This is a genomic window from Faecalibacterium sp. I2-3-92, assembly GCF_023347315.1.
Lineage (GTDB): Bacteria > Bacillota > Clostridia > Oscillospirales > Ruminococcaceae > Faecalibacterium > Faecalibacterium duncaniae.
In genome coordinates this window covers 1793556-1818251 of the sequence record NZ_CP094470.1, presented here as the reverse complement: position 1 = coordinate 1818251, position 24696 = coordinate 1793556, and the positions used below count along the sequence as shown (strand labels likewise).

Sequence of the window (24696 nt, the reverse complement as noted above, 5' to 3'; positions counted from 1 at the left end):
CCCCGGCAGGGGAATGGTTATTTCAGACGGACGGCCTTTTCACCGGTGAAGTCCTCCCAGCGCTGGACGATCACGTCCACATAGCGCGGGTCGTACTCCATGGTGTAGCACTTCCGGCTCAGCTGCTCACAAGCGATCAGCGTAGAACCGCTGCCGCCGAACAGATCGAGCACGGTCTGCCCAGGCAGGGAGCTGTTTTTGATCAACTTGCCGCAGAGCACCACCGGCTTCATGGTGGGGTGCTCTGCATTGCGGGGCGGCTTGTCACAGCGGATGACGCTGCTGGGCTTCTGGGTCAGCAGCTCCTGGGCTTTGATGGCCCACTCCAGCAGCTGGTCTTTCTTCATGTGCCGCAGGTCGTCTGGCTTTGCGTCGTCGATGACAGTGGTCTGGCTGCGGTCGTTGACAAAGTAGTGGTTTGCGCCGGGCTTCCAGCCATACAGGCAGGGCTCGTGCTGCCACTGGTAGTCGCTGTGGCCGAGAACGAGGCTGTTCTTGACCCAGACCAGACATCCGTGCAGGCCCCAGCCTGCCTCCCGGAACATGGCCCGGAAGGCCTCGCCCTCCGTGTCTGCGTGGAATATGTACGCGCTGGCACCGGTGCGGCAGGCCTCAAAGGCCCGACTATATGCCTGAAGCAGGAACTGCCGGAACTGGCTTTCTGCCATGTTGTCGTTCTCGATCTTCTTGCCGTTCGAGCCCTGATAGTTCACGTTGTAGGGCGGGTCGGTGAGCAGCAGGTCGGCCAGCTGGCCGTCCATGAGCTGCTCCACGTCCTGCGGGCTGGTGCTGTCGCCGCACATGACCCGGTGTTCGCCCAGCAGCCAGATGTCTCCCCGCTGGGTGACCGGCTGCTCCGGGGGCTCTGCGCTGAAGTCGTCCTCCTTGACCTCCTCGTCGATCTTGATCTGGAGGTTCAGGCCGAAGTCGGTCATATCGTAGTCGATGCCGGTCAGCTCCTGCACCAGAAGCTGCAGATCCCACTCGGCAACTTCGCCGGTGGAGTTGTCTGCGATGCGCAGAGCCTTGACCTTTTCCGGGTCGAGCTCTGCCGCAACGATGACCGGCACCTCCTGCAACTTGAGCCTCCGGGCGGCCTTGTACCGGGTGTGCCCTGCGATGATCACGCCGTCCCTGTCCACGATGATGGGGGACTGAAAGCCAAACTCTTTGATGCTGTTGGCGACGGCTTTTGCAGCCTCATCATTGCGCCGGGGGTTGTTGTCATAGGGGCGGATTTCGTCCAGCCGTTTGTACTCGATTTGGTGTTTCACGCTCTCCATGCAATCCCTCCGGGCAAATAAAAATAGGCTCTCTGGCAATTGTACCAGAGAACCTATGGCAAAACGTTACGACTTACTTTTTGGCTTTCGCCTTGGTGGTCTTGGGCTTGGCCTTTGCGGCCTTGTCCAGCTTGGCGTAGGGGTCTTTCCAGCCCTTGGGGAGATCACTTTTTTCAATGCGTCCGGTGTGAGCGTCCCATTCCATGGCTGCAACAGAGCGGCAGTCCCGGAGTTCACCGGGGGTCTTGGCCTTTTTCCGGAGTTCTGCTTCTCGGGTAGAGATGAATGTCTCTACTTGGTTGTTGGTGTAATTTGCCATGGTCGTCCTCCTTGTTCTCACCAGTTGGTGCCCTTTCGCTCGACCTGTTGTCTGCTCTTGATCGTGGAACAGATGGTCAGGGCTTTTCGACTGTATGCGACTTTGTATCCCCAGTCTCCGTTGTCGTACGCATTGTAGCCGGAGCTTGTCAGCCATATAGTTTTCAATTCGCTTTTACCCCACTGCGTATTTGTATGGCTGCTGATTAGGTATTGGTACGTCTTGGGGTGCTTTGTCTCGAAATTGATTCTGGCTTGTTTTAGATCAGCGGCTTTGGCTATGCGCGCATGGTTATTCAGGAACATCTTTACCTGAGAGCCGTGCGTGCCTGCATACACAGTGGCGTTACCAACAGCGTCATAGTCGAGGTAGGTGCCGCTCCCGTGGGTGCCGAAAGAAGCAAATGCGGTTTTGCCTGTTTGAAGCTGCTGCAGGGTCTTTACTGCCGTTGTCGCCTTGCCGTCATAGGGGGCATCACTGTGGTACAGTTTGTTTGCGCCTGCTTTGCGGCGGGCCTTGCCGAAAGCCACATCATCCAGAACCTCGGGCATCTCGTTTGCCAGTCCGGTGGCATTCAACCATCGTTGACAGAAGGTGTCATTCTGGGTGCCATCCGTTGCGATGGGCTGCGCAGCAATCGCCTTGACCGTTTCCAGCGCATCCTGATCACTCATCTGCATCAGGGCCGCCGGGTTGCCCTTGATCTGTGCCAGCAGCTGCTGCTGGCGGGTCTGGGGTGCAGCCTGCGCCGGTGCTGCTGCTTTCGCTGCACCGCCTGCGCTGCCGCCTCCGCCCATGCCGTGGCTGCCGCCCATGCTTCCGCCTCTGCCTCCCATGTGAATCCTCCCTTGGCCGTGAATTTCTCGGTCAAGAGTAACATGAAAAGCGGGGGCAAAACGTTATGACTTACTTTTTCTTGGGTTTCGCCTTGGTGGCTTTCTTCTTGGCTGCGGGCTTCTCCATGCCCAGATTGGGGAAGGGGCGGCTCGTTTTCGGGGTGTCAAGAGGCCGGAACTTCTGCTCTGCGGTTTCGATCTCTTTCAACTTCTGTGCGGAAATTTTCGCCATAGTGAGATACCTCCAATTTAATTTTACCACACTTCGATTTCCAGTTCAATCACGCGCTTGCCAGAGCCGAGGGTGTGCGAGGGCCCGGTGCGGGTAGACCGGACACCGGTGATTTTGTGGTGTGTGCCAACGGCCAGAACGGCTTCCGACTGGCTGGGCTGGATGAACGCCGCCCGGGTGCTCTTGGCGGTGTGATACCGGATCAGCACCTCACGGTTACCGGAAACGGAGCCACCCTGGCCATGTTTGCCGGTGCTTCGCCTGCCGCCGGGCTGCGGCCAGAAGGGGTTGTCCCGGCTGTCGTAGGCTGTGGACTCCAGACAGTCGTTCGTCCAGGTCTTGCCCACCAGCGCCTTGCGCAGCTGGCTGTCGCTCATGCTCTGGTAGTTGTTGATCTTCAGGCGCTTCAGGAAATCGTCGTGGTCGGCGCGGTACAGGGTGGTTTCCTGCCCGATGGGCTTTGCCAGCTTGTCCACTGCATCCATCATGGCCTGCTGCCGCTTAGTCAGGGGCAGCCCGTTGGCTGCTGCCCAGTTGGCGTTCTGGCTCAACGCCTTGCCGTTGCTCTGCATGACCGGGTTGATGTAGTCGGTCACGCCTGCTGCCAGTGCCGGGTCACGCATCATCTGCCGCTGTGCGGCGCTCTCCATCGCGGAGACCTGCTGCGGTGTCAGGTGGCCGAAGCCGTTTGCACCGGTGGGCGGGCCTGCCTGCTGGGGCGCTGCTTGAACTGCCGGTGCTGCCTGAACTGCCGGTGCTGCCTGAACAGCAGGTGCCGCCTGAATCGTGGGCATTGCCTGTGCGGCTGCTGCGGGCGCTCCTGCGCCGCCTCCCATGCCCTGGGAACCTTTCATGCTGCTGCCTCTGCCGCCCATTACTGCGCCTCCTCTCTGGCCCTGACGCGGGCCGCCATGCTGTGCGGGAATGCCTGCCAGGCTACGTTGTGCTCCCGGAGCATCGCTGCCATCTCCTGCGGCACTTTGCCGTAGACCAGCAGCTCCTCCGGCTCGGTCTGCCGGATCAGCTCCGCCACGCCACGCAGGAGCCCTTGCAGTGCGTCCTTGTGCACCAGGCATCCCACCGTGCTCACAGCCACCGCGCCGCCCTTGCTGATGCCGTCGAAGCACCAGCGGAAGCTGTCCTCGTCCGACCAGCTTGCGGTGGGAATGGTGCAGACACCGTTGTGCTGAAGCCATGCGGTCAGCAGCTGGTTCCGGTAGTGGTTCCAGTGCTGGATGGGCGCGGGGAAGTCGGTGTAAAGCGAGAAGTCCGGGCCGATGACCAGCGGGCACTTCTCCAGCGCGTAGAGGTACCGCTCCGGCATCCTCCAGAATCGCTCGAACTGGTAGTCATCGAGGAAAAAGTGCACGCCTGCGTTCTCCGGGTGCTTGCAGGTCAGAAGCTCGTTGAAGCCGATCAGGTGGTCAACCCCGAAGGGCAGTGACAGGGCCTGGGTGACAGGGTATCCCGCCGGGGTCAGCTCGAGGCCGTCCAGCAGGAACCAGTTCACCAGCTGCCCTGTCCTCATCCTCTCGTTAGAAAAACCCATGCTCTGTCCTCCTGTGTGTTATCCAGAAGAGCATAGCATGGGTTTTGCTGTGAAAACGTTATGACTTGCGCACAGCGGCCCCTGCGGGCTTCTGTGCGGGGCTCTTGAGTGCGTTGCGGGAAGTTTGCCGCCTTGGGTGCTGCGCGGCTCTCAGAGGCGCTGCAGCTCCTTCCAGGCCCAGACCCGCAAGGTCTCAGGGGATATGCCGCCACCGTAGAGCAGTGCCGCTTTTTGCCAGCTGACCTTGCCCGGCCCGAGAAAAACGATCTCGAAGGCCCGGCGGGTCAGCGGGTCGGTGATCGTGTCAATGAAGCCCCGCCGCTGGGCGCGGGGAAGTCTGCGGAATGCCCGAATACTCACTTGCTGTCTCCTCTCTGCGCCGCCTTGATGTGGGTCTTGACGGCCTGCATCAGGCTGTTCTGGTCGGTGTCCTTGCGGTTCAGCGCCTTGACCACCATCTCGTCGGCACCACCCTTGACGATCAGCCGGTGAACGATGACGCTCTGGGTCTGGCCCTGGCGGTAGAGCCGCGCTTCGCCCTGGGCGTAAAGCTCCAGGCTCCAGGGCAGGCTGTACCAGATCAGGTGGTGACCGCCCTGCTGCAGGTTCAGTCCGTAGGCGCAGCTGGCGGGCTGGGCCAGCAGAACGTCCAGCTTTCCTGTGTTCCAGTCTGCGGCATCCTGCCCGGAGCGCAGCACGGCGAATCTGAGGCCCTTGTGGCGGGCTCTCAGGGTCTCGGTGAGCTGTTCCTCGTCGAAGCGGAAACCGTAAAACACGAGGGCTTTCTGGCCGTCCAGCGCGTCGATGAGCTCATCGAAAGCATCCAGCTTGCACCGGTGGATCTGGTGCACCGTGCCGTCCTCGTCGTACAGGCTGCCGTTGCACAGCTGGAGCAGCTTGCCGGTCAGGGCGGCCGCCTGCTGGGCGGTGATGGTCTCGCCGTCCACCTCCAGCAGGTAGTTCTTCTCCAGCTTCTTGTAGGCCGCCTTGGCGGGCTTGTCCAGCACCACGGGGATGTCGTCGGTGATCTTCTCCGGCAGGGTCAGGTGGTCGGCGGCTTTGAAGCTCAGGACGATGTCCTTGATGCGGCTCTCCACCGTCTCGGCGGCACCCTCCCGGGGCTCGTAGCTGTACTCGGTGGGCCAGAAGTAGGCCTGCCGGTAGTGGGTGATGTACCGGCCCAGCCGCTCCCCTTGGTCGAGCAGGTAGATCTGGGCCCAGAGGTCGAGCAGGCTGTTGGGCCTTGGCGTGCCGGTCAACTCGACCACTTTGTGGATGCGGGGACGCACCGCCTTGAGGGCTTTGAACCGCTGGGCGGCGTGGTTCTTGAAGCTGGATGCCTCGTCCAGAACCACCATGTCAAAGTTCCAGCCCCGGCCCAGTGTGTGAACCAGCCAGGGGACGTTCTCGCGGTTGATGATGTAAATATCCGCTGGGGCTTCCAGTGCGGCTTTGCGCTGCTTCTCTGTGCCCAGCACGGTGGAAATGCGCAGGTGCTGCAGGTGCTCCCATTTCTCTGCCTCATCCTGCCAGGTGGCTTCGGCTACTTTCTTCGGGGCGATGATGAGCGCTCTGCTGATCTCCAGCCGGTCGTAGATCAGCTGGTCGATGGCGGTCAACGTGACCACCGTCTTACCCAGGCCCATCTCCATCCAGAGCGCCACCCCGGGCTTCTCGAGGATCGCTTCGATGCCCGCCTGCTGATACGGGTGCGGGTGAAACTGCTGCATTGCTTTGACCTCCGTTTCTTTTAGGGCAGCGTGTCAGTCGTCGCTCTCCTCATCGTCAGGCCCTTCGCTGTGGTCTCCGATGAAGTGCCATGCTTTCATAGCCTCTTCATCTTCCGTCTGCCGCCGGAGGCTCTCGGCGCTGAGGTCTGCGGCCAACTGCTGCGCTTGGTATTTGTCGTTAACCTCGTGGCATGGGAAGCCAAAGCTCTGGATCTTCTCTCGCCACCACTCCTGCAATCCTCCCGCCTTGACCTTTGCCCCGGGTCGCTTGAGTTCCACAAAGGCGATGATGCCGCCGTGGAAGAGGATCATCCGGTCAGGTACACCTCTGTGTCCGGGACACACCCACTTCAGGCACAAACCTCCCTCGGCCTCCACGGCCTTGCGCAGGACGTTTTCGATGCTCTTCTCGAGGGGCTTATTTGTCGGCATTTTAGTTTCTCCTTTCGTGCTTGGGCTGAACATACAAACATACTCAAATCCTATAAAACCCTCACGCGAAGAATATAAAGCTCTCACGTGTATGCGCGTGCGCTCTTATTTCCTTTGATTTTTCCCTTTAAAGAGAAAAAGTGTGTATGTTGAGTATGTTTTGGCCTGAAAACCCGCATGGATGCTCGCTTTTTCGTGCATACAAACTTTTTGGCCTTTGTATGTTGGCTGTATGTTGTGTATGTTTTGACCGCTGCTGCTGCTCTTGTTTTCTTCGGTTTTCTTAATGTTTGCCGAGTTCTCTGTATGCTCGGTTTCGCCGACCTGCTCTGTATGTTCAGTATGTTTTTCAAAGCGGTTTCGGCGGGTTCTGTATGCTCGTTTTTGAACGGGTAATTACTCCGATTTTCTGCGCCAGATACGCTGCATTCCGTAGGGCCCGCAGCGCTGGGGATACTTGCCCGGAGCCCACCCCGGGAGGCTATTCAGCACGGCTGCAATGCGCTTGGACTGCTGCCGGTCGGGGGCCTTTCCGGTGCTGTCGAGCACCTCCCGCCAGACCTCGTTGACGCAGATCGAGGTGCGCTGCTGGGTGGCAGTTGCAGGGTCTGCGGGGCCGTTCTCCCACCAGCAGACCCGCTCGTCGATGGTGCGCTTGGCCCAGTCCAGAGGGAGGGGCTTGTCCAGAAAATCGAGAATGCTGCCCTCCCAGGGGTCGCGCTCGGTGTGCGCCTGCTGCTCTGCCAGAGCGGCCTTCTGCAGCTCATCCCGGAGGATCAGCTCCTCTCCCGCGTTGAATCGGGCCACCGCTTCGGCCCACAGCTGATCCACTTCTGCGGGGGTCAGATCATCGTGCACGACCCGTGTGCGCCGCTCGTAGCTGCAATCTATGGGCCAATATCGGCGGTTGCCGGTGGCATCGCGGAGAAAATCGGAGCTGTTGGAGGTACCGAAGAACACGCACCTGCGGGGGTACTGCACCGTTCTCCGGCCATAAGCGGCCCGGTATCTGTCCTCCGTCTGGCTCAGGAACTGCTTGGCCGCCTCGGATTCGCTCCTGCTGAAAGCCGTCATTTCGCCCAGCTCTACGATCCAGACACCCCGCAGGTTCTCCCGGGCCTCCTTGCCGTCGAAGCTGGTGATGCTGTCGTTGAACCACTCCTTGCCCATCCGGCTGAGGAGCAGGCTCTTGCCGATGCCCTGCTTGCCGCTGAGGATGCAGATCTGGTCGAACTTGCAGCCTGGGCGGAAACACCGGGCCACCGCAGCAACGAACATCTTCCTGGTGACCGCGCGAGTGTAGCTGCTGTCCTCCGCGCCTAAGTAGTCGATGAACAGAGTGTCCAGCCGCTCGGTGCCGTCCCATGTAAGCCCGCTCAGGTACTCCCGCACCGGGTCTTTGGCGTGGCGGCCTCCGGTCAGCGCCACCGCGTCGGCGGCTTTATTGACCCCACTGAAGTGGTAGGCCGTCTCCAGATACCAGCGCACGCCAGCGTCGTCCTCGTCGCTCCAGTCCCGCTCCTGGGTCTTGTCGCTCCAGGGGAAGGGGCCCTTGCACCGCAGCCGCTCCGAGAAGGTATCCGACCAGATCCGGCCTTTGAGCACCGGGTCGTGCTCGAGGATGAGCCAAGCATTTTGAATGGTGCAGGCAATCGCGCCCTTCTGGGTGCGGTCGAGCTTTTCCTGCCACTTATCCGGGTCGGTGTCCTCCTCGGGCAGCGGCTCGAAGCCCTCCATCGCGTGGTCTACGGTCTCCTGCCGCAGCAGGGCCGCCGTGGGGCCGTCGTTCTCGGCCAGGGCCCGCATCTGTTGCCAGCTGGGGAGGGACGCTGCGGGTGTGCCCGGCGCGGCATCGGCATCCAGCTGACCGAAGAGGTGGATTCGCACCAAATCCCAGGCATTCAGCAGCTTGCCGCCTGCGGGGTCGGTGCTGTGGTGGCTGTAGATGAAGTTGCCTTTGTCGTAAAGCACCGCGCCCGCCGTGGTGCTGCCTGCGGCGTAGGTCAGGCGGCCTGCGCCTGCATCCACGTACACACCGGGGAGAAACTTCTCAATCGCTGCGGGCACGTCGTAAGTCCGGCAGAAAGCGCCCACCACGCCCTGCTTGGCGGTGGGGTCGGCTTGCTTGCCGCCGGGCAGCTTGACCGTCTCAGCGGAGCAGGCGGGCCATTGGCGCACGTCGTGCCAGTCCTCGTAAAGCCAGAGGGTGTCGTCCACGCTGATCCGGTCACCGTCCTCGGTGGCCTCGCAGACCCACTGGCTGTCGCTGCTGCGGCTGGGCCAGTACATCAGGCGCTCGGCTTCAAAGGTGGTTTTGTCGAACACCTGCATGGTGGGGTCGAGCATCTGGGCCACCATTCGGGCGCAGGGCTGGTACTCCTCTGGCTGCATCACGCGGTCGGTGGGGAAGATGGCCCGCAGCCGTGGGTGCTCCGGGTCGTGCTTCCGGGTGGAATAGACCGCTGCTGTGCCCAGGGCCTTGATGGCGGCCACCCACTGCTGTGTGCTGCCGGGGGCGCAGCCGTCCATGTCCAGCGTGATCAGGCTGCGCCCGGTGCAGCAGCCGCGGCGGCGCAGGCCGTCCCGCAGGCTGCCGCCCACAAAGCCGCCCACGTCCTTGCGCTTGTCCTGCTCTGCCTTGGACAGGGCCATGTACTCGGCGTGGGTCTCAGTGCTGGCGTTGTTGTACATCCGGGCCGACAGGCTTTCGGTGAAGTCCTCCCAGGTCATAAGATCCTGCGCCCAGCTGGATGCCCATCGGCTGCCGCCCACGCTGATCTCAATTGGTGTAGCGCTCATTTGTCCTCCTCCTTCAGCGGGCCATAGCGGAAGCGGTGCGCGTTCCATCTGGCCTTTGCATCAATCTGCGTGCTGCCGCGCTCGCCGACCCTGCCGCAGCGGGTGCAGACCACCGACCAGCCTCCGTCGGCTGCGTACCTGCTGCTCTTGCGGTACTTGGTCAGCCCGACCGTCCCGTCAGTCCTCACCCCGACACCGTAGGGCAGGGCCCCGCAGGTGCAGGGGCACACACCTGAGTTGTCGGGTGGATAAGTCTTGCTCATCGTCTGCTCTCCCTCCATTCCTTTTGGGTGAGAATGTGTAAATCTAAGCTGCGGATGATCCGCATTGCCAACGCTACGCCGTGAGCATCACCGAAGCGTTTCTGCGTAAACAGGGCATCATACTCTGCTGACAACCGGGTCAGTGCATCCTCCTTCGAGATTGCGTAGACAGCCGCCTTGTCGGAAATCATGGAGTTTTTCATCGTCCTCAGTCCTTTGTAAAGAAGTCACCGTACCAGCCTGCCGCGTTCAGGGGCAGCCCCTCGGCCCAGGGCGGCACAATGCTCATAATGCGTACCACGTTGTCCAGCGCGGCCTCTGCGTCCTGCGTGGTCGGCAGCTCGATGATGACCTCGTCGTGGACGTGGAACACCACCTGGTACCCAGCCCGTCGGAGGTTGTCCAGCGCGAAAGCCAGGCAATCCCGGCCCACAGCTTGGGTGAGGTTCTCGGTCAACTTGCCACCGTAGGTCTCGGCTTCCCGCCAGCTGCCCGTGTCCCACTCCTTATAAGTAATGCGGTCATCCGGCGTGGTGCCGGGGTCGGCGTAGAAGAGCTTGCGCCCGCTGGGCAGCTGCATGGTCAGAAACGGGAAGGGGAACCCGAGGGCCAGCTCCTTGCGGAGCGTCACCCCTACTCGGGGTACGGTAGTCCTGCCGGTGCGGATGGTGTGCACGGCGGCTTTCTGCATCGTATCCCAGAGCTTGCAGATGCTGGGGTTCTGCCTGCGCCAGCGCCGGACGATGTCCATCAGGCCGTCGTCGTCCAGGCCCAGCTGATCGCCGCCCATCCGTTTCATGGCCCCGACACCGCCCTGGTAGCCCAGGGCCAGCGTTGCCACCTTGCCGCGCTGGCGGTACTTGTAGTTGGGGTTGCCCTTGACGATGCTGTCGAAGGGCACACCGAAGATGCGGGCTGCGGTGGCCTCGTAGATCTTGCCGGTGGTGCGGAAAACGTCCAGCACCCACTCCTCACCAGCCAGCCATGCGATCAGCCGGGCCTCGATGGCCGAGAAGTCGGCATCTACGAAGGTGCACCCTTTGCCGGGCACCAGCGCTGTGCGGATCAGCTGGCTCAGAGTGTCGGACACATTGTCGGTCAGCAGAGCTAACGCTTCGGGGTCGTGTAGCTTTACAATGCTGCGCCACTCAGCTTGATGGTCGAGGTAAGTGCGGGGCAGGTTCTGCACCTGAAGCAGCCGCCCGGCCCAGCGCCCTGTCCGGTTGGCCCCGTAGAATTGCAGGGTGCCACGCACCCGGTGGTCAGGGCCCGCGCTGGCTGCGATGGTCTCGTACTTGGTGTTGCTGGTCTTGCCCAGCTGCTGCCGGAGCTCCAGCACCCTGCGCACGTCGCTGGGCAGCTCTCCGGCCAGCGCGTGGGTCACATCCTCTTTTGTCAGCCCCGGCAGCTCTATGCCCCGGTTGTGGAGCCAGCCGAGGAGCTGGGCACGGCTGCCGGGGTTGGTCAGCCCGGTCAGTGTCTTGCTCTCGGCGGTCTGCTCCTCCGTGATCAGCGCAGAGCAGGCGAGGGCTCCCTCTACCAGGGCCATATCCACAGCCACGCCCCGGGCGTTCATCTCCACATCCTCCCGCCACTGCTGCATGATGCTCTCGGGAACCGGCCAGGGAGCCAGCTTCCGGTCGTTGGCCCGCTCAGCGATCACGTCCATACCGTTGTACCTGCAGAACAGCCGCCACTTATCGGGGTCGTGCTGAGGCAAGTTGCGGGTGCGCCCGCCGTTGCGCTTTGTGGGCTTGCAGGGTTTACAGAAGTAAGTGATCAGCGCCTTGCCCTCTTTCATCTTGAGGGCATCCTCCGGCTGCTGCAGTACCTGACCCAGCGCACCCAGCTGGGCGGGCAGGCCGCAGTAGAGGGTGTGGATCATGCTGCATTCCCACTGCTGCAGCCAGAGCACCCGCTGTCCCCAGCTCAGGCCCATGGCCTCCGACAAGCACCACCACTCAAACGCAGCATTGTGCGCCCGCTTGGTGTAGCTGGCATCCAGCAGCCACGGCAGCTGCTCCCGAAGGAAATGTGCCGTGTCTGGCCAGGTTGTCAGGTCGATGACCGTTGGAGTGTCCAGATCTTCGTTGACATAGCCCAGCAGCAGGATCTGAAAGTCTGGGTCTTGGGCGTATCGGTAGGCACCGACCTTGGCGATGTCCTGCGGCGAGTAGGTTTCTATATCCACCGTGATGATCGGTTTCTTCACGGCTGCCTCCTTTCAAAAAGGCCGGAGGCCCGTTGTGCGGAGCCTCCGGTGGGTGATACTCAGTTCAGAAAATCGTCGTCCTCGTCGGTCAGCACCTCGAAGCCGTCCAGGTTGTTGCCTCCGCTCAGGCGCTCGCCGTCGCGGATCTTCTGGATGACTTCCAGCCCTGCGCCGATGCCCCGGTTGCCGCTGGCGCTGTAGGAGAAGAAGCCGACCTTGACCTTGGCGTAGCAGCCGCTGTACACCTCGTCCTGATCCAGCACTTCGTTGCAGGCCCGGTCGATGATCCGGGGACGGCGGTCTGCGTTGGCGTTGGCGTTGATGAACCAGCAGCCTGCGTAGTTCTCGTCGTCCTTCTCCTCGTCGCCGTCACGCAGGGGCTCTTTCAGCTTGGGCGGCAGCTTGCCACCCCACTTTGCCAGGGATGCGGGGTCGGTCTTGATGGCCTCGATGGCCTTGCGGATGGCGGCCAGGGCGTTGGTGTCACTCTTCTTAATGAGCAGGCAGCAGCTGTACTTGGGGTCGCCGGTGCCGTTCACTTGCTTGGGCTCCCAGATGTTGGCGTAAGACAGACGGCAGGGAATGATAACTTCGTTGGTGTTCATGGTTAGTCCTCCTCGGGCTTGAAGCCCTCTAAACGATCGTAGGCGGGGCGGGGGTCACTGGCCTGTGCCAGCTTGGGAGTCCCCGGGGCCTTGGTGATAAAGGCCGACATGGTTTCGGCAAACTTCTTTTTGCCGATCATCTTCTCGGCCACGGTCAGGGAGATGGGTGTGCGTGTGTACAGCATGGCCTCGTCGATGCCGTCCGCCTGCATCTGCTGGAAGGCGGCATCTTGGTCTGTCCACTTGCGGGTGCTGCGGCCCTGTACTAGCTTCCATCCGGGCAGGGCACGGCCCTCCATCAGCGCCTGCTGGGCGTACTCTTCCAGATCCCTGGCGTAGGCGGCCAGACCTTCCAGCTTCTGCAGCCACTCGCCCAGCTCCTCGTCAGAGAGTGTAGCGGGTTCCGGGTAAGGCTCAAATCCGGCCAGCGGGCCGTACTTGTCCTTCCATGCCCGGCAGGCGGGGTGTGCCTTGCAGAAGCGGCAGTGGGGGCCGGTGCAGAACTCGCCCTTGCCCTTCCATGCCATCTCAGCGGCAGGCTGCAGCACCTCCCGTGCCCAGGTGAGAAGGTCGGCCAGGGAAACCACCCAGGTCTGGGGCTCCTCCTGCATCCGGGGCTGTACGATGCTCAGGCGCACTGTGCTGACCTCCTCGATGCCCTCAAAAAGGGCGTAAGCTCCGAGGGCGTAGTACATGAGCTGCGGGTTGCGCTCCGGGCTCACCGGCACGCCCTGCCCGTACTTGAAGTCGATGATGTGCAGGATGCCGTCGCCGATCAGCAGGCAGTCGCAGGTGCCGAAGCCGCCGGGCACCCACTGGCTCACGTCCACCTCCTGCTCGATGAACACCTCGGGCTGGTGGAGGTAAAGCCCCCACTGGAGGTACACAAACTCCACGTATTGGTTGGCGGCGTTGACCATCTCTGTCAGTGTCGGTTGATGCACCCAGTCGGTTAGCAAGTTAAAGGGTTTTCCGTTCTCCCAGTCTTTGAGCTTGTGACGGAGCGCAGTTTCACATACCTCGTGCGCCTGTGTGCCCTCTTCGGCGTACTTGCTGGTCTCCCCGGGCAGATTCTCGGTGGCCCGGGCGCTGGGCGGACAGGCGATCCACCGGGCCGCGCTGGAGGCCCCCAGCAGAGCGTGTTTAATTGGAGGCATTTGCGTCCACCTCGTCTTTCAGCTTGAGCAGCTCCTCCCAGACGCTGGTGTAGCTGTCAGGCGGCAGCTTAGAGATGGATGCAGCACCGGTGGCTTTGATGGCCGCCTGAACCCCTGCCCGCTTGCCAGCCACGATCAGGCTGCGGGCCAGATCACGGATCTTGTTCAGCATGGCGGGGTCAGTGACGGAGCCGTTTGCAACCGCCGGGGTGGTCGCTGTTGCCGGAGGTGCAGAGGGGGCAGCAGGGGCGGTCGTAGTCGCAGCAGCACCCGCATTCTGGGCAGGTGCACTCGTAGGGTTTGCAGGCTCCTCCGCAGGGGCGACTGCGGGCTCCCGTGTGGGCTTTTTGGCTTTGGCGGTGGTCTGCGCCTTGGGCTTGTCCGGCTGCTGCACAGGCTCGCTCTGGGGCAGCGGAGAGGTGTGCCGGGGAAGCTCGGCTGCGGTCATGGTGTGGGTCTCGACCCCGCCGTTGGGTGAGGTGTTGACGTTGATGGTCATGCCGCCCAGCTGGGTCAGGGTGTCCAGCAGTTCGGCTGGGGTTTCGCCGCTGATAGTCAGTGTGAAGTTCATAGTCATGCTCCTTTTATAAAAAGATTCTGTTGACTCTACGCTTTGCAGTTCGGAGCTGTATCTTTGCCATTGCCACGCCTCGCCATCGTCGCGCTGCCATGCCTTTGCTAAGCCAATCTTCGCGTCGCGATGCTATGCCATTGCTGTTCAGCGCAGAGCCAAGCCTTTGCCACCGCGTCGCACCACGAATCCAAGCATCTCCTTTGCGCTACTTTACGCCGCTAAGCCATGCCGTCGCTAAGCCATGTTATGCCGAGCCTTTGCAGAGCGAAGCATCCCGTCGCAATGCCTTTGCCATACAAAGTCATGCCTTGCCTTTGCAATACGAAGCCTCGCCATGCCTTGCCGTTGCTATGCTTCCACAGCAGTGCTTTGCCGTCGCATATCTGGGCAATGCCATCCGTTGCCGTTGCCATGCCGGGCCGGGCATTTCCTTGCCGTTGCGTCGCACGGCAGCCCAATGCCTTTGCAGTCAGCCGAGAATCTCGTAGGTGAAGCGGCCTTTACCAGAGTTGCGCCACTGGCCCAGGCCCCGGAGCTTGCCGTAATCCAGCCACTCCATCACCGCTTTTTCGTGGGCATCGTCCATGCAGGTGATCTCGAACTCGCAGGTCGAACCAGCTGGAATCTGCTCGGAGTTGGCAAGGCTCACGCGTTCGCCCTGGGCTGTCTGGGCCCGCAGGGGGCGCTGGCACTCGGTCATCTCTCCGCTGAGGATCAGAGGGATCTGGCGGGGCCCGACAAAAATCAGGCCGTCGATGATCTTCTTGTAGGCTGTCAGCTTGCCGGATTCGTTCACTGCTTTCTTCTTGCCCTTCTCGTCTTTGCCGCCGATGCGCCCCAGCATACCGCAGGAGTCCTTAAAGAACCCCTTGAGCTGGTAATCGTATAAGATCGGCTGCCCCGCCTCGTTGCGGGGGAATACTGTCATTGCCCTATCGGCTGCGGCATCTGCGCCCAGGGCGGCCACCTCATCCTCGATGGTGGAAGCGTCGGGGCCCTTGGATGCGATGTACTCGCGGGCCACGTTCGGGTTGGCAGGCCAGGTGCCGAGCAGCGGCTCGGTGAAGGTCAACTTGACTTTGATCGTTTTCATTCTGAAAAATCCTCCTTTTTCAGCTTTTCAACGTAGAATGTGTACTTGCTGCTAATGCCTGCCCGGGCATGGCTGACTGTGCTGTAAAAGACCCCCATTGTCATACCCAGGGCTTTGGCACACTGCGGGCCGGTACCGCTGGCGATGACCTCCTCGGTCGAAGCCTCGTATACCGTGTACCAGGTCATAATCCGAGCGCGCTCCGGAGCGCTGCATCGAGGCGGCGCATGTCCGCGTCGGTCAGGTGGCCGAGGTACTGCTGCAGATCGGCTCGGTCTGCGCCGTGTACCTGCCTCGGCAGGGCCATGCTCGGCTCACCGTAGCCCAGAAGAAGGACGTTGTCGCAGAATCCGTCGCCCCGGGCCAGCCTTGCGGGGCTGGAGGTCATGGGAACCACCGTCGCCGTGCTGCCGGTCTGGTTGGCGCTGTCGCTGCTGACCACGATCACCGGTCGGTCGCCCCGGATCAGGCAGGTGTCTGCCGGTTTGCGGTGGGTGTCACTCATCCACCAGATGTCTCCGCGTCTCTTGTCAGAAAACATGCTCAGTCCTCCTGTTCGCGGTTCTGCCGGTAGGCTGTGCAGTCTACCTTGCCGTAGCTCTGGCGCTTGTACCGCTCATTGTCAGTCAGCAGGCTGTGTAACGATAAGGCCAAGCCTGCAGCCAGGGCAAATACCAGGAACGGAGCCGCCTGGGCAGCTTCTGTCGAGCTCCAGCTGCCCCACTGGGTCAGGGCGTGTGCTGCGACCGTGCAGGCTCCCTGCGCCACCTTGACCGCCCCGATGAGAGCGAGCAGCGCAATGCTGCCGGTGATCGTGATCTTTTTCACTGTGATTCCTCCTTTTCGATGTCGGGGAAGAAGTAAGCCCCGACCTGCTCCTGCGGGATGTTCAGCACCCGGCAGATGGTCTTGATCTCGTCGGATGTCCAGGGCATCGTGCCCCGCATCCGGCGGCTGAGAGTTGACTGGGCGATCCCGGTGGCCTGTGCAAGCTCGGAATCGAACAGCCCGTAGTCCCGGAATCTTGCCCGCAGCCGCCAGAAGGGGCTCTGATGAAAGCTGCCCAGTGGCGTGCTCGGTGTCATGGCGGTCACTCCTTTTCGGTCAGCAGCTTCTGGATGGCTGCTCTGAAGGTGTTCTCCGCGCCTGCGGGGTTGCGCCGCTTGTTCAGCACCATACTGACGTACTCTGGGGTGACACCTGCGGCTTCGGCGAGGTCGCTGCGGCTGATGTTGTTGTCCTTCATCATCGCGAAAACCTCAGCTTGCCAGGATAGGTTCATGTAAATGTACTCCTTTCTTTGCAAAAAAGTGTTTACAAAAATAAACCCTTATGGTATACTCAGGTTGTGAAGTTGAGCTTAAAGTCTATTTTCGTGAACCGCTGTGCACAGTATAGTTCATCCGAGTAGACTTTTCAAGCCCTAAAAGTGCATTTTATTGAACTTTGACGATTTGCACAAAGTCTATGGAGGTAAACTATGTTTTATGACAAGTATCGCCAGCTTTGCAAGTCCGTGGGAAAAAGCCCCTCTGCCGTGGCCATAGAGCTGGGTATCAGTAAGGGCACGGTGTCAACCTGGAAGAACCTGGGGCGAACCCCGCAGGTGGCGCAGCTACAAAAAGTGGCGGATTATTTCCATATTACGGTTGACCAGTTGCTCGATGAAAACAAAAACGCCCCCGTGGCGAAAAGCCACGAGAGCGCTGACTGGAAGCAGAGAGTGGGAGCTACACCGTGCAACGTGGCACAGGTAGCGCCGCTGCTGGGGACAGTCCGGGCGGGACTGCCCATGTATGCCGAGGAGAACATTGAGGGTTATATTCCGATCCGGCAGACCGACGGTGCAAAATATTTTTGGCTGAACATCCGGGGCGATAGCATGAACGCTGCGGGGATGAATGATGGCGATCAGATCCTGGTGCGCGAGCAGCCTGAAGTGGAGAATGGCGAGATCGCGGTGGTGCTAGTGAACGGCGACGAGGCCACGGTAAAGACCTTCCGGCAGGAGGGGAACCTTGTGATCCTGACACCCCGTAGCTCCAACCCGGTGCACCAGCCGCAGGTGTATGACCTGAAGAAAACGCCGGTGCAGGTTCTGGGCCGGGTGATCGAGTGCCGGAAGGTCTACTGACCTCCCTCCCGGGGCGTGGGCAACCTGAAACAAAGCATACAGAAATTCTTATAAACCTTACGCGGGCGTGCATCAAGCGCACTCGCGCGTGTATATATTCTTATTTTCTTCTATTTAGGGTCAGGATAAGGGTTTGAGTATGTTTCAGTATGTTTTGCCTAAAAACCCGCATGAACACTCACTTTTTCGTGACTACAAACGTTGCGCAGGTTTGTATGCGACTGAATGTTGCAAACAACTAGAATTTTGTTGCGTGGGTAGCGACCTGCTGCCCGTGCCTGAAAATGCAAAAACGCCCCCGGTGTTGGCGCACCGAGAGCGTTTAGATAGATCAGGCTCACCCGGAAGGTGATACACAGACCAGACATCTGTATTGTAGCACCTCCGGCTGGGCTTGTCAAAGTGTACCTGTCTTTCGGAGGTGTTTATATGGGAAAAAGAACAAATACGGCTGTCTGGATGGAAAAGCAACAGCGCTGGCAGATCAAAGTGCAGAAGAACGGGGAGCGGAGAGCGTTCACGTCAGCTACACCGGGCAGGACGGGACAGCGTGAGGCAAATCGCAAAGCCGATGCCTGGCTGGATGACGGCATCGCAAATACGCGGGTGCTGGTGGAGAATGTTTACGTGCAATGGATCGGGGAACTGAAGCTGACGACCAGCCGCTCGAACTGGGAACCGGTAGAAAGCCGCTGGAAAGTTTGGGTTAAACCGGTAATCGGTCGCCGCCGGGTTGAAGATCTGACCGAGGCACAGATGCAGACTGCGGTGAACCGTGGCTATGCGGGTGGCTTGAGTCGAAAATATCTCCGTTCCATGTGCGCTGATCTCCGGGCGTTCTGCAAGTGGATGAGACTGGGCAAAATGTCCACGCTATACCCGGAATCGCTACACGTGCCGAAGGGGGCCAGGTCGAGGGAAAAGACCATCTTGCAACCGGAAGATCTGAGAATTCTCTTTGCCATTGATACCACCCTGTGGCGTGGGATGACCGTGCCAGATCCTTATATCAACGCATACCGGTTCAGCGCGGTCACCGGGATGCGCCCGGGGGAGATGATCGGCCTGCGTTGGAGGGATGTAAAAGGCTCTGTGATCCAGATTCACCGGGCCATCAATTCCAGAGGGGAAGTGACCCGGGGCAAAAATGACAACGCCCTTCGTGCGGTACAGTTGACTCCGACGGCGGAGGAGATTCTGGCCGCGCAGCGTCTGCTGACAGGTGGGTCAGACTCAGTGTTCGGCATCAACTCAGAGAACACCTTCCGACACCGCTGGAAGCGCTACTGTGAGGTCAACGGACTTTCCTACGTTCCGCCGTATAATCTGCGGCATACCTTTGTGAGCATGGCCAAGACGCTACCGGAAGGTGCTGTAAAGCCTTTGGTCGGTCACTCCCGCCAAATGGACACCTACGGTATCTACGCCCATCTGATCGAGGGCGAAGAAAAGGAGACCACTGCCGCGCTGGAATCAGTGCTTCAGAAAATATTGCGGTAACCCACTTTAGTAACCCACTTTTTCTGGTAAAGCGTGAGCATCAAACGCCACCGGTGAATATCGGTTTTTCAAAATGGCGCATTTTCGTCAAAAATGCTACGGCGTATCCTCTCCCGGCAGTCCTTGACCGGGTTCGAGTCCCGTATCCTGCTCCAGAAAATAGCGCTCCAACGTGTGGTAAAGAACATGTTGGGGCGCTTTGCATTTTGATGCACTTTTGGTGGGCGGCTTGTGCTTTGCTGGAAAATATGGTTCAATAGAGGAAAACAGGCGGGAACGCACAGCGACCAAGAAAAAACGAGGTGGATACAATGAATCTGAAAGAAGCATTCCGCTATCAGAACAAGCTGCAGGCCCTTTTGGACGAGGCCCAGGGTATTCTGGACTGCGATTCCAACGTGACGAATGTGGCCAACACCTATCTGCGCCACAAGGTCATGGCAGAGGCTGAGGACGAGACGATCCTGGACCTGCCCCAGACTGAATATGCCCAGCAGATCACCGATATTGCCCGGTTCATGCTCTACTTGCTGGAGGAGAAGGGCCGCCTGTTCGCTGCCATCCGCAAGGCAAAGGATGCGCTGGACATGGATATGGACAGCGAGGTCAGCCTGAACGCTGCGCGGCAGAGCGTGGCGCGCACTTTCAAGCGAATGAACGACCTGCGCAGCTCCGAGCAGCTGCTTTCCGGCGGCGGCACCGGCTACCGTTTCAATGCAGAGGGCAACCAGATCGCCTACCGCTGTGATGTGAAGCGGGTGACCACCATCAACTATGACCGCAGGGTCATCCACGCTGCTCTGGGCAAGCTGAACCGGCAGGCGGACGAGACCTCCAACCGGATCGACCTGTGCCTTGTGACCTCCCGGGTGGACTATGCAGTCCCCTTTGATGTGAACGCCAGCTTTGCCGAAGCATTTGAGACCTATCTGGAAAGCACCAATGCCTGAATAAACGCTCCACCGGCCATTTTGGGTGCGGCAAGCGCCGGGAACGCGGCTGCCGGTTCAGGTGCAGATGAACGATAACGCTGCACAGTTCCGCAAGGAAGTTTCGGTCCGGTTCACCTTACGAGCCAGCATAATTGAAAAAATCTTGCGTTCGGTTTTTCCGCCACCGCCAGACGTTTCTTCGCCGAAACCGTCCTTTGCCATTCCTCACATTCCTGCTACCGTGCTAACGTCTCCATGGGCAGGCAGGCAAGCCACCCTTTCTGAATTTGTCCCGCAGACTGCTGCGGGAGCATTTTTCCGCCTGCGGGGCGGGTGCACTGCATCCCCCATTTTGCAGGCAGAGCAAATGGCAGAAGCTGCCCTGGATGCTTGCCGTATCCAAAATGGCCGGTGCAAAACCGGAGGGATAAGCGATGAAGTGCTGCAGCCCCGGCGGTAAAAAACTGCCGGGGCTGCAATTCTTGGAGGGAGTCGTTCGTATTCCAGACAAAGCAACTGAATTTAGACAAAGACGAGGTATGATCATGTCAACCAAACCGATTCGTTCCACTGCCGCAAATTGCATTGACCTGAGTGCAGCAGCACTTCATATCATTGCCATGGCGCTGATGCTGATGGATCACCTGTGGGCGACTCTTCTGCCGGCGCAGGACTGGCTGACCTGTGCCGGGCGGCTGGCGTTCCCTATCTTTGCTTTTATGACAGTGGAAGGCTACTTTCATACCCGAAATCTGAAGCGTTATGCACTGCGGCTGCTGTTGTTTGCACTGCTTTCAGAAGTGCCCTTTGATCTGATGTATGGCGGGACATGGTTCTACCCGGTGCACCAGAACGTGATCTGGACGCTGCTGCTGGGGCTTCTGGGGGTGCATCTGATGGAAACGGTGCGCAAAAAGCAAAAGCTCTGGGTCTCGCTGCCGGTGTGCGCCGCAGTGGCAGCAGCAGGGGCGCTGCTGGGAACGCTGGGCATGACGGATTACTACGGTGCCGGTGTGCTGACCGTGTTCGCTTTTTACATTTTCCGGGGCCGGAAATGGTGGTGCCTGCTGGGACAGGTGCTGACCCTGTACTGGATCAACGTAGTGCTTCTGGGCGGGCTGATGTACCCCATCCGGCTGTTCGGCATGGAGTTTGAGCTGTGTCAGCAAGGGTTTGCGCTGCTGGCGCTGGTGCCCATCTGGCTGTATCGCGGGCGGCAGGGCTGCCACAGCAAACCGTTCCAGTATGCCTGCTACGCCTTTTACCCGGTACACATGCTGCTGCTTGTGCTGGCGCTGAATTTCGTGAACCGATAAGAACGTAACTGTATCCCTGCGGGCTATGGGTGTCCGCAATCTGATGGTATCCCGGGGGAATCTATTCTGCACTTTCCTGAGTCTGCTCTGTGGGCTTGATGGTCTTGACCCGCAAGGTGAAATACAGAAGATGGCAGACCCACACCACTGCAATGCAGATCCTGCCGATGGGAGCATTTTTCATACAAAGAAAACCGATTGCCATGACAGCGGTGACCATTGCAATGATCTTGCATTTTGTTCCTGTTGTCATGGCTTTTTTCTGAACAAAGCTGTCCAGATGCTTTTGTACCGTGGTATACTGAATGGAACACCCGCAGGAGGTAAAATGCCCCATGAAAAAAGATAAATCGTTCCGCCCGGACCGGGTCCTCTCCTATTTCAGGGTGGAGTGGTTCCCGCTGCTCCTTGTGACCCTTTCGGGCCTTGTCTATAACATCGGTCTGCTGGCCGCGCCGTGGTTCGAGGGCCGGTTGGCCCAGTGCCTGGCGGATATCCTGGGCGGCAGTGAGACTGCTGCCCAAATGGCGCTGCTGGTGCTGGCCTACATTGTAGTCACACTGCTGGTGCAGGCGGCGCGCTTCATCAAACGTTTTTATGTGCGCCGCTTCGCCAACAACATCAACCGCCGGATGAAGGGCATCCTGTACGCCAATCTGGTGCGGCAGAGCCGGGCCGCGCTGGAAAAAGAGGGGGCCGGTGAGCTGATGACCAAGGCCATCGCCGATGTGGACGACTGCGTGGAGGGAATGCGCAAGTTCACCACGGAGGTGTTCGACACCGGTGTGGCGCTGGCGGGCTATGCGGTCATGCTGCTGGTGTACGACTGGCGGCTGGCGATCCTGGGCCTGCTTTTTACTCCCGTGTCCTATGTCTGCGCGGCAGGGATGAAAAAGCCGGTGCAGCGCGCCGGTGCGGCCTATAAAAAGGCCGCCGGTGCCCTGAGCAGTGCCACGCTGGACCATGCCCGGAATGCCGTGACCTACCGCATCTACGGCTGCGAGGAGGCCCGGATGGAAAAATACGAGGAGGCCCTGAGCCTTTACGAAAAGACTGCCGTGCGGAACAACGTGTGGCAGTCCGCTCTGCCGCCGCTTTATCTGGCGGCATCCGAGGCAGGGACCCTCTTCATCCTGTGGTTCGGCGCAAAGAATGTGCTGGGTACCGGCTGGAGCAGCTGGGATATCGCCGCCTTCACCACCTTCCTCTCCTGTTTCACCAAGCTGGTGGTCAAATCCTCCAAGGTGGCCAAGCTCTTCAACGCGGTGCAAAAGGCAGAGGTCTCCTGGAAGCGCATCAGACCCCTGATGAAAACGCCCGAGCAGCTGGATGCCCTGCGGATCCCGTCGGCACAGGAGGTGACGCTGAAAGAACTCGCCTTCTCCTATGGCGAAGAGCCTGTCTTTTCCGGCCTGAGCCTGACGGCCCACCCCGGCGATATCATCGGCATCACCGGCCCGGTCGCCTGCGGAAAATCCACCCTTGGCCGCGTATTCCTCTGCGAAGCGCCCTATCAAGGCTCGGTCTGCTTTGGCGGCAGGGAGTTTTCCGCCCTGACCCCGCGCCAGATCGCCGCCACGGTTGGGTATCTGGGCCATGACCCGGAACTGAGTGCCGACACCGTGCAGAATAATGTCCTCTGCGGCAGCGAACAGGATGCCATGCCGTGGCTTGCAGCCGCTGCCCTGAAGGAGGAAGTGCTGGCCATGGAAAAGGGCACGGAGACGGTCATCGGCAGCGGCGGCACCCGCCTTTCCGGTGGGCAGGCACAGCGTCTGGCATTGGCCCGGACGCTGGCCCATCCTCGCCCGGTGCTGGTGCTGGATGACCCCTTCTCGGCACTGGACCGCAGCACTGAGGATGCGATCTTTGCCGAGCTGCAGGCGTATGCCAGGGATAAGGTGGTGTTCCTGATCTCCCACCGGCTGTACCATTTTCCGCAGATGCAGCAGATCATCTTTATGGAGGGCGGCAGAACCACCGTTGGCACCCACGAGGAGCTGATGGCAGCGGTTCCGGTCTACCGCCAGCTGTATGAAAGCCAGACCGGCCTGAAAGGGGGAGAGGGCGCATGAAAAAGAAAAATGATCACGGCGTGTTTGCTGCCGTCCGGATGGCAGCGGCTTCGCACCGCCTTCTCACGGTGGGAACGGTGCTGTGCGTAGCAGCTTCGGTGGCGGCATCCCTGCTGCCGCCCCTGCTGCTGGCCCGGGTCATCGACCGTTTGACCGTGGGCCTCCCGCTGTCCTTTCGGGTCGTGCTGCTCTACTTCGGCAGCCTTGCACTGGAAGGTGTGCTCACCTCGGCGCAGGAAAGCCTGCTGGTGCTCTTTGGCCAGAGGATGACCCATGCCCTGCGCTCGGAGATGTCCCGGAAGTTGAGCCGCCTGCCCGCCGGTACACTGGCAGAGCAGAATCCCGGCGAGGTGGCCGCCCGCTTTTCGGGCGATGTGGACACGGTGGAAGCCCTGTTCACTTCCGGCATCATCAGCATGGCGGCAGATGCCTGCCGCATCGTCTCCATCATGGGGGTCATTGCGGTAAAAAATACCGGCCTTGCGCTGATCCTGCTGCTGGTGCTGCCGCTGTTTGCCGTGTTCACCCGTTACGTCCAGAAGCGGATGCTGGCCGCGCAGCTGGACAACCGCCGCGCGGTCGCCGCAGTCTCCGGGCAGGTGCCCGAGACCCTGCACAACATCCGCACCATCCGGGCGCTGGAGCTGGAGGATTACATGGAGCGCCGGTATGACCGGTGCATCGGTGACAGCTATGCCGCCATGGAGCGCACCAATTTTTATGATGCCGTCTATTCGCCGGTGGTGCTGCTGTTGAATGCCGTTGTGGTCGGCATCGTGATGCTGCTCTCCGCTTCGGGGAACGCACAGCTCCTGACCCTGTTCGGCATGTCGGTGGGCACCTCGGTGGCCGTCATCAACTACATCTCCCGCATTTTCGCCCCCATCGAAAGCCTGGGCATGGAGATCCAGACCATCCAGTCGGCCATGGCGGGTGTCAGACGCATCGATGCCTTTCTCGACCAGCCGGAGCGCACGATCCCGCCCGCGCGCAGGGAGGCTGCCCGGGGCGATGTGGAATTTGCGCACGTCACCTTCGGCTATGGGGAACGGCACGTTCTGAAGGATTTTTCCATGACCGTGAAACAGGGGGAGCAGGTCACGCTGGTGGGCCGCACCGGTGCGGGCAAGAGCACCGTGTTCAAGCTCCTGCTGGGCCTGTATCAGCCGGAGGTCGGTACGGTGACCATCGGCGGCGTGAAGGTGGGGGACATCACCGACCGGGAGCGCCGCACCTGCATCGGCTGTGTGGAACAGCATTTCTCCCGTGTGCCGGGCACCGTGCTGGAACAGATCACGCTGGGAGACCCGCAGATCACCGGGGAAATGGCAAAGGATGCCGCCGCACTGGCCGGGATCGATGCTGCCATCCGGGCTCTGCCGGAGGGTTATGACACTGTCTGTACCGAGGGCATCTTCTCGCAGGGCGAGTGGCAGCTGCTGTCCATTGCCCGTGCCGCCGCCGCAGACCCCGCCGTGCTGCTGCTGGATGAGATCACCGCCAATCTGGATGCCGAAACGGAGGCCCGTGTGCTGGAGGCTCTGCGCCGTGCCTCCGCAGGCCGTACGGTGCTCTCCGTTTCCCACCGCGTCTATGAGGATCTTGGCGGCAGAACGATCGAGATCAGGACCCGGGAATAACGTATGATAAAAACG

At 60.4% G+C, this 24696-nt stretch carries 31 protein-coding genes; 6 read left to right on the top strand and 25 right to left on the bottom strand.

The features are described 5' to 3' along the window. Nucleotides 1-17: 17 nt before the first annotated feature. The 23 genes from MTP42_RS08740 to MTP42_RS08630 all read right to left on the bottom strand — a co-directional run bounded on the left by MTP42_RS08740 (nt 18) and on the right by MTP42_RS08630 (nt 16333). Complete coding sequence (locus tag MTP42_RS08740; protein ID WP_207684125.1) at nt 18-1283, bottom strand: DNA modification methylase; 1266 nt, start codon at nt 1281-1283, stop codon at nt 18-20. A gap of 73 nt (nt 1284-1356) precedes the next feature. Next, on the bottom strand, nt 1357-1602 hold the full coding sequence (locus tag MTP42_RS08735) for a hypothetical protein (protein WP_249257149.1): 246 nt from the start codon (nt 1600-1602) through the stop codon (nt 1357-1359). 17 nt (nt 1603-1619) lie between these two features. Next, complete coding sequence (locus MTP42_RS08730) at nt 1620-2438, bottom strand: hypothetical protein (protein ID WP_207684123.1); 819 nt, start codon at nt 2436-2438, stop codon at nt 1620-1622. A gap of 70 nt (nt 2439-2508) precedes the next feature. Further along, nucleotides 2509-2670, bottom strand: coding sequence for a hypothetical protein (locus tag MTP42_RS08725; protein WP_207684122.1), 162 nt, complete (start codon nt 2668-2670; stop codon nt 2509-2511). 23 nt (nt 2671-2693) lie between these two features. Continuing rightward, nucleotides 2694-3545 carry a hypothetical protein gene (locus tag MTP42_RS08720; protein WP_207684121.1) on the bottom strand — a complete coding sequence of 284 codons (852 nt, stop codon included), beginning with the start codon at nt 3543-3545 and terminating at the stop codon, nt 2694-2696. Beyond that, nucleotides 3545-4219, bottom strand: coding sequence for a DUF4417 domain-containing protein (locus tag MTP42_RS08715; RefSeq protein ID WP_207684120.1), 675 nt, complete (start codon nt 4217-4219; stop codon nt 3545-3547). The genes MTP42_RS08720 and MTP42_RS08715 overlap by 1 nt, the downstream gene beginning before the upstream one ends. Before the next feature lie 150 nt (nt 4220-4369). Next, on the bottom strand, nt 4370-4579 hold the full coding sequence (locus MTP42_RS08710) for a hypothetical protein (protein WP_207684119.1): 210 nt from the start codon (nt 4577-4579) through the stop codon (nt 4370-4372). Continuing rightward, nucleotides 4576-5949, bottom strand: coding sequence for a DEAD/DEAH box helicase (locus MTP42_RS08705; protein WP_249257148.1), 1374 nt, complete (start codon nt 5947-5949; stop codon nt 4576-4578). The genes MTP42_RS08710 and MTP42_RS08705 overlap by 4 nt, the downstream gene beginning before the upstream one ends. A 33-nt stretch (nt 5950-5982) precedes the next feature. After that, the gene (locus MTP42_RS08700; protein WP_249257147.1) at nt 5983-6381 is read right to left on the bottom strand and encodes a hypothetical protein; all 399 of its coding nucleotides are present in this window, start codon (nt 6379-6381) and stop codon (nt 5983-5985) included. 396 nt (nt 6382-6777) lie between these two features. Next, a complete protein-coding gene (locus MTP42_RS08695; protein WP_207684116.1) occupies nt 6778-9180 on the bottom strand; it encodes a virulence-associated E family protein in 2403 nt (800 codons plus the stop codon). Continuing rightward, nucleotides 9177-9443: a hypothetical protein gene (locus MTP42_RS08690; protein ID WP_117533240.1), complete on the bottom strand. Its 267-nt coding sequence runs from the start codon at nt 9441-9443 to the stop codon at nt 9177-9179. The genes MTP42_RS08695 and MTP42_RS08690 overlap by 4 nt, the downstream gene beginning before the upstream one ends. Beyond that, complete coding sequence (locus MTP42_RS08685; protein WP_147322501.1) at nt 9440-9646, bottom strand: hypothetical protein; 207 nt, start codon at nt 9644-9646, stop codon at nt 9440-9442. The genes MTP42_RS08690 and MTP42_RS08685 overlap by 4 nt, the downstream gene beginning before the upstream one ends. Before the next feature lie 5 nt (nt 9647-9651). Next, nucleotides 9652-11655, bottom strand: a complete 2004-nt coding sequence (locus tag MTP42_RS08680) for a DNA polymerase (RefSeq protein ID WP_249257146.1) — start codon at nt 11653-11655, stop codon at nt 9652-9654. 59 nt (nt 11656-11714) lie between these two features. Beyond that, the gene (locus MTP42_RS08675; RefSeq protein WP_117533237.1) at nt 11715-12260 is read right to left on the bottom strand and encodes a DUF2815 family protein; all 546 of its coding nucleotides are present in this window, start codon (nt 12258-12260) and stop codon (nt 11715-11717) included. A gap of 2 nt (nt 12261-12262) precedes the next feature. Further along, nucleotides 12263-13417 (bottom strand): DUF2800 domain-containing protein, encoded by a 1155-nt coding sequence (locus MTP42_RS08670; RefSeq protein ID WP_117533236.1) that lies wholly within the window; start codon nt 13415-13417, stop codon nt 12263-12265. After that, nucleotides 13404-13988 (bottom strand): hypothetical protein, encoded by a 585-nt coding sequence (locus MTP42_RS08665; protein WP_117533235.1) that lies wholly within the window; start codon nt 13986-13988, stop codon nt 13404-13406. The genes MTP42_RS08670 and MTP42_RS08665 overlap by 14 nt, the downstream gene beginning before the upstream one ends. Nucleotides 13989-14209: 221 nt before the next feature. Beyond that, nucleotides 14210-14404 (bottom strand): hypothetical protein, encoded by a 195-nt coding sequence (locus MTP42_RS08660; RefSeq protein ID WP_249257145.1) that lies wholly within the window; start codon nt 14402-14404, stop codon nt 14210-14212. Between the two features lie 56 nt (nt 14405-14460). Continuing rightward, nucleotides 14461-15084 (bottom strand): hypothetical protein, encoded by a 624-nt coding sequence (locus MTP42_RS08655; protein WP_117533233.1) that lies wholly within the window; start codon nt 15082-15084, stop codon nt 14461-14463. Next, nucleotides 15081-15272 carry a hypothetical protein gene (locus tag MTP42_RS08650; RefSeq protein ID WP_117533232.1) on the bottom strand — a complete coding sequence of 64 codons (192 nt, stop codon included), beginning with the start codon at nt 15270-15272 and terminating at the stop codon, nt 15081-15083. Before MTP42_RS08650 ends, MTP42_RS08655 begins: the two co-directional genes overlap by 4 nt. Further along, nucleotides 15269-15625, bottom strand: a complete 357-nt coding sequence (locus MTP42_RS08645) for a type II toxin-antitoxin system PemK/MazF family toxin (protein WP_117533231.1) — start codon at nt 15623-15625, stop codon at nt 15269-15271. The genes MTP42_RS08650 and MTP42_RS08645 overlap by 4 nt, the downstream gene beginning before the upstream one ends. A 2-nt stretch (nt 15626-15627) precedes the next feature. Continuing rightward, nucleotides 15628-15912: a hypothetical protein gene (locus tag MTP42_RS08640; RefSeq protein ID WP_117533230.1), complete on the bottom strand. Its 285-nt coding sequence runs from the start codon at nt 15910-15912 to the stop codon at nt 15628-15630. Then, nucleotides 15909-16169 (bottom strand): helix-turn-helix domain-containing protein, encoded by a 261-nt coding sequence (locus MTP42_RS08635; RefSeq protein WP_117533229.1) that lies wholly within the window; start codon nt 16167-16169, stop codon nt 15909-15911. The genes MTP42_RS08640 and MTP42_RS08635 overlap by 4 nt, the downstream gene beginning before the upstream one ends. A gap of 5 nt (nt 16170-16174) precedes the next feature. Continuing rightward, nucleotides 16175-16333, bottom strand: a complete 159-nt coding sequence (locus tag MTP42_RS08630) for a helix-turn-helix domain-containing protein (protein ID WP_249257144.1) — start codon at nt 16331-16333, stop codon at nt 16175-16177. Between the two features lie 231 nt (nt 16334-16564). Between MTP42_RS08630 and MTP42_RS08625 the strand changes: the two genes are divergently transcribed. The 3 genes from MTP42_RS08625 to MTP42_RS08615 all read left to right on the top strand — a co-directional run bounded on the left by MTP42_RS08625 (nt 16565) and on the right by MTP42_RS08615 (nt 19668). Further along, entirely contained in the window at nt 16565-17218 is a 654-nt protein-coding gene (locus MTP42_RS08625; protein ID WP_207684113.1) for a helix-turn-helix domain-containing protein, read from the top strand. Between the two features lie 459 nt (nt 17219-17677). Further along, nucleotides 17678-18718: a tyrosine-type recombinase/integrase gene (locus MTP42_RS08620; RefSeq protein ID WP_249257143.1), complete on the top strand. Its 1041-nt coding sequence runs from the start codon at nt 17678-17680 to the stop codon at nt 18716-18718. 311 nt (nt 18719-19029) lie between these two features. After that, entirely contained in the window at nt 19030-19668 is a 639-nt protein-coding gene (locus MTP42_RS08615; RefSeq protein WP_005932019.1) for a hypothetical protein, read from the top strand. 57 nt (nt 19669-19725) lie between these two features. On the opposite strand, the gene MTP42_RS08610 is transcribed toward MTP42_RS08615, so the two are convergent. Continuing rightward, nucleotides 19726-19872 carry a hypothetical protein gene (locus MTP42_RS08610; RefSeq protein ID WP_249257142.1) on the bottom strand — a complete coding sequence of 49 codons (147 nt, stop codon included), beginning with the start codon at nt 19870-19872 and terminating at the stop codon, nt 19726-19728. Between the two features lie 323 nt (nt 19873-20195). On the opposite strand from MTP42_RS08610, the gene MTP42_RS08605 reads away from it, so the two are divergent. Next, the gene (locus tag MTP42_RS08605) at nt 20196-20966 is read left to right on the top strand and encodes a TraX family protein (RefSeq protein ID WP_249257141.1); all 771 of its coding nucleotides are present in this window, start codon (nt 20196-20198) and stop codon (nt 20964-20966) included. A 61-nt stretch (nt 20967-21027) separates the two neighbouring features. Here the strand turns inward: MTP42_RS08605 and MTP42_RS08600 are convergent, their stop codons facing one another. Then, nucleotides 21028-21303, bottom strand: a complete 276-nt coding sequence (locus MTP42_RS08600; protein ID WP_330221134.1) for a DUF454 family protein — start codon at nt 21301-21303, stop codon at nt 21028-21030. Between MTP42_RS08600 and MTP42_RS08595 the strand changes: the two genes are divergently transcribed. Then, nucleotides 21302-23041 (top strand): ABC transporter ATP-binding protein, encoded by a 1740-nt coding sequence (locus tag MTP42_RS08595; RefSeq protein ID WP_249257139.1) that lies wholly within the window; start codon nt 21302-21304, stop codon nt 23039-23041. The two genes, MTP42_RS08600 and MTP42_RS08595, sit on opposite strands and share 2 nt — an antisense overlap. Continuing rightward, on the top strand, nt 23038-24681 hold the full coding sequence (locus MTP42_RS08590; protein ID WP_249257138.1) for an ABC transporter ATP-binding protein: 1644 nt from the start codon (nt 23038-23040) through the stop codon (nt 24679-24681). Before MTP42_RS08595 ends, MTP42_RS08590 begins: the two co-directional genes overlap by 4 nt. Nucleotides 24682-24696 lie beyond the last annotated feature (15 nt).

What these genes read in the sequence shown, in the direction of transcription:
- MTP42_RS08695 (WP_207684116.1), bottom strand. Translation starts at nt 9,180, where the DNA reads ATGAGCGCTACACCAATTGAGATCAGCGTGGGCGGCAGCCGATGGGCA.
- MTP42_RS08705 (WP_249257148.1), bottom strand. Translation starts at nt 5,949, where the DNA reads ATGCAGCAGTTTCACCCGCACCCGTATCAGCAGGCGGGCATCGAAGCG.
- MTP42_RS08735 (WP_249257149.1), bottom strand. Translation starts at nt 1,602, where the DNA reads ATGGCAAATTACACCAACAACCAAGTAGAGACATTCATCTCTACCCGA.
- MTP42_RS08715 (WP_207684120.1), bottom strand. Translation starts at nt 4,219, where the DNA reads ATGGGTTTTTCTAACGAGAGGATGAGGACAGGGCAGCTGGTGAACTGG.
- MTP42_RS08625 (WP_207684113.1), top strand. Translation starts at nt 16,565, where the DNA reads ATGTTTTATGACAAGTATCGCCAGCTTTGCAAGTCCGTGGGAAAAAGC.
- MTP42_RS08610 (WP_249257142.1), bottom strand. Translation starts at nt 19,872, where the DNA reads ATGGCAAAGGACGGTTTCGGCGAAGAAACGTCTGGCGGTGGCGGAAAA.
- MTP42_RS08635 (WP_117533229.1), bottom strand. Translation starts at nt 16,169, where the DNA reads ATGACACCGAGCACGCCACTGGGCAGCTTTCATCAGAGCCCCTTCTGG.
- MTP42_RS08590 (WP_249257138.1), top strand. Translation starts at nt 23,038, where the DNA reads ATGAAAAAGAAAAATGATCACGGCGTGTTTGCTGCCGTCCGGATGGCA.
- MTP42_RS08650 (WP_117533232.1), bottom strand. Translation starts at nt 15,272, where the DNA reads ATGACCTGGTACACGGTATACGAGGCTTCGACCGAGGAGGTCATCGCC.
- MTP42_RS08620 (WP_249257143.1), top strand. Translation starts at nt 17,678, where the DNA reads ATGGAAAAGCAACAGCGCTGGCAGATCAAAGTGCAGAAGAACGGGGAG.
- MTP42_RS08615 (WP_005932019.1), top strand. Translation starts at nt 19,030, where the DNA reads ATGAATCTGAAAGAAGCATTCCGCTATCAGAACAAGCTGCAGGCCCTT.
- MTP42_RS08690 (WP_117533240.1), bottom strand. Translation starts at nt 9,443, where the DNA reads ATGAGCAAGACTTATCCACCCGACAACTCAGGTGTGTGCCCCTGCACC.
- MTP42_RS08730 (WP_207684123.1), bottom strand. Translation starts at nt 2,438, where the DNA reads ATGGGAGGCAGAGGCGGAAGCATGGGCGGCAGCCACGGCATGGGCGGA.
- MTP42_RS08670 (WP_117533236.1), bottom strand. Translation starts at nt 13,417, where the DNA reads ATGCCTCCAATTAAACACGCTCTGCTGGGGGCCTCCAGCGCGGCCCGG.
- MTP42_RS08655 (WP_117533233.1), bottom strand. Translation starts at nt 15,084, where the DNA reads ATGAAAACGATCAAAGTCAAGTTGACCTTCACCGAGCCGCTGCTCGGC.
- MTP42_RS08645 (WP_117533231.1), bottom strand. Translation starts at nt 15,625, where the DNA reads ATGTTTTCTGACAAGAGACGCGGAGACATCTGGTGGATGAGTGACACC.
- MTP42_RS08740 (WP_207684125.1), bottom strand. Translation starts at nt 1,283, where the DNA reads ATGGAGAGCGTGAAACACCAAATCGAGTACAAACGGCTGGACGAAATC.
- MTP42_RS08675 (WP_117533237.1), bottom strand. Translation starts at nt 12,260, where the DNA reads ATGAACACCAACGAAGTTATCATTCCCTGCCGTCTGTCTTACGCCAAC.
- MTP42_RS08725 (WP_207684122.1), bottom strand. Translation starts at nt 2,670, where the DNA reads ATGGCGAAAATTTCCGCACAGAAGTTGAAAGAGATCGAAACCGCAGAG.
- MTP42_RS08665 (WP_117533235.1), bottom strand. Translation starts at nt 13,988, where the DNA reads ATGAACTTCACACTGACTATCAGCGGCGAAACCCCAGCCGAACTGCTG.
- MTP42_RS08685 (WP_147322501.1), bottom strand. Translation starts at nt 9,646, where the DNA reads ATGAAAAACTCCATGATTTCCGACAAGGCGGCTGTCTACGCAATCTCG.
- MTP42_RS08720 (WP_207684121.1), bottom strand. Translation starts at nt 3,545, where the DNA reads ATGGGCGGCAGAGGCAGCAGCATGAAAGGTTCCCAGGGCATGGGAGGC.
- MTP42_RS08600 (WP_330221134.1), bottom strand. Translation starts at nt 21,303, where the DNA reads ATGGGGCATTTTACCTCCTGCGGGTGTTCCATTCAGTATACCACGGTA.
- MTP42_RS08630 (WP_249257144.1), bottom strand. Translation starts at nt 16,333, where the DNA reads ATGATGAAGGACAACAACATCAGCCGCAGCGACCTCGCCGAAGCCGCA.
- MTP42_RS08605 (WP_249257141.1), top strand. Translation starts at nt 20,196, where the DNA reads ATGTCAACCAAACCGATTCGTTCCACTGCCGCAAATTGCATTGACCTG.
- MTP42_RS08700 (WP_249257147.1), bottom strand. Translation starts at nt 6,381, where the DNA reads ATGCCGACAAATAAGCCCCTCGAGAAGAGCATCGAAAACGTCCTGCGC.
- MTP42_RS08595 (WP_249257139.1), top strand. Translation starts at nt 21,302, where the DNA reads ATGAAAAAAGATAAATCGTTCCGCCCGGACCGGGTCCTCTCCTATTTC.
- MTP42_RS08660 (WP_249257145.1), bottom strand. Translation starts at nt 14,404, where the DNA reads ATGGCAACGGCAACGGATGGCATTGCCCAGATATGCGACGGCAAAGCA.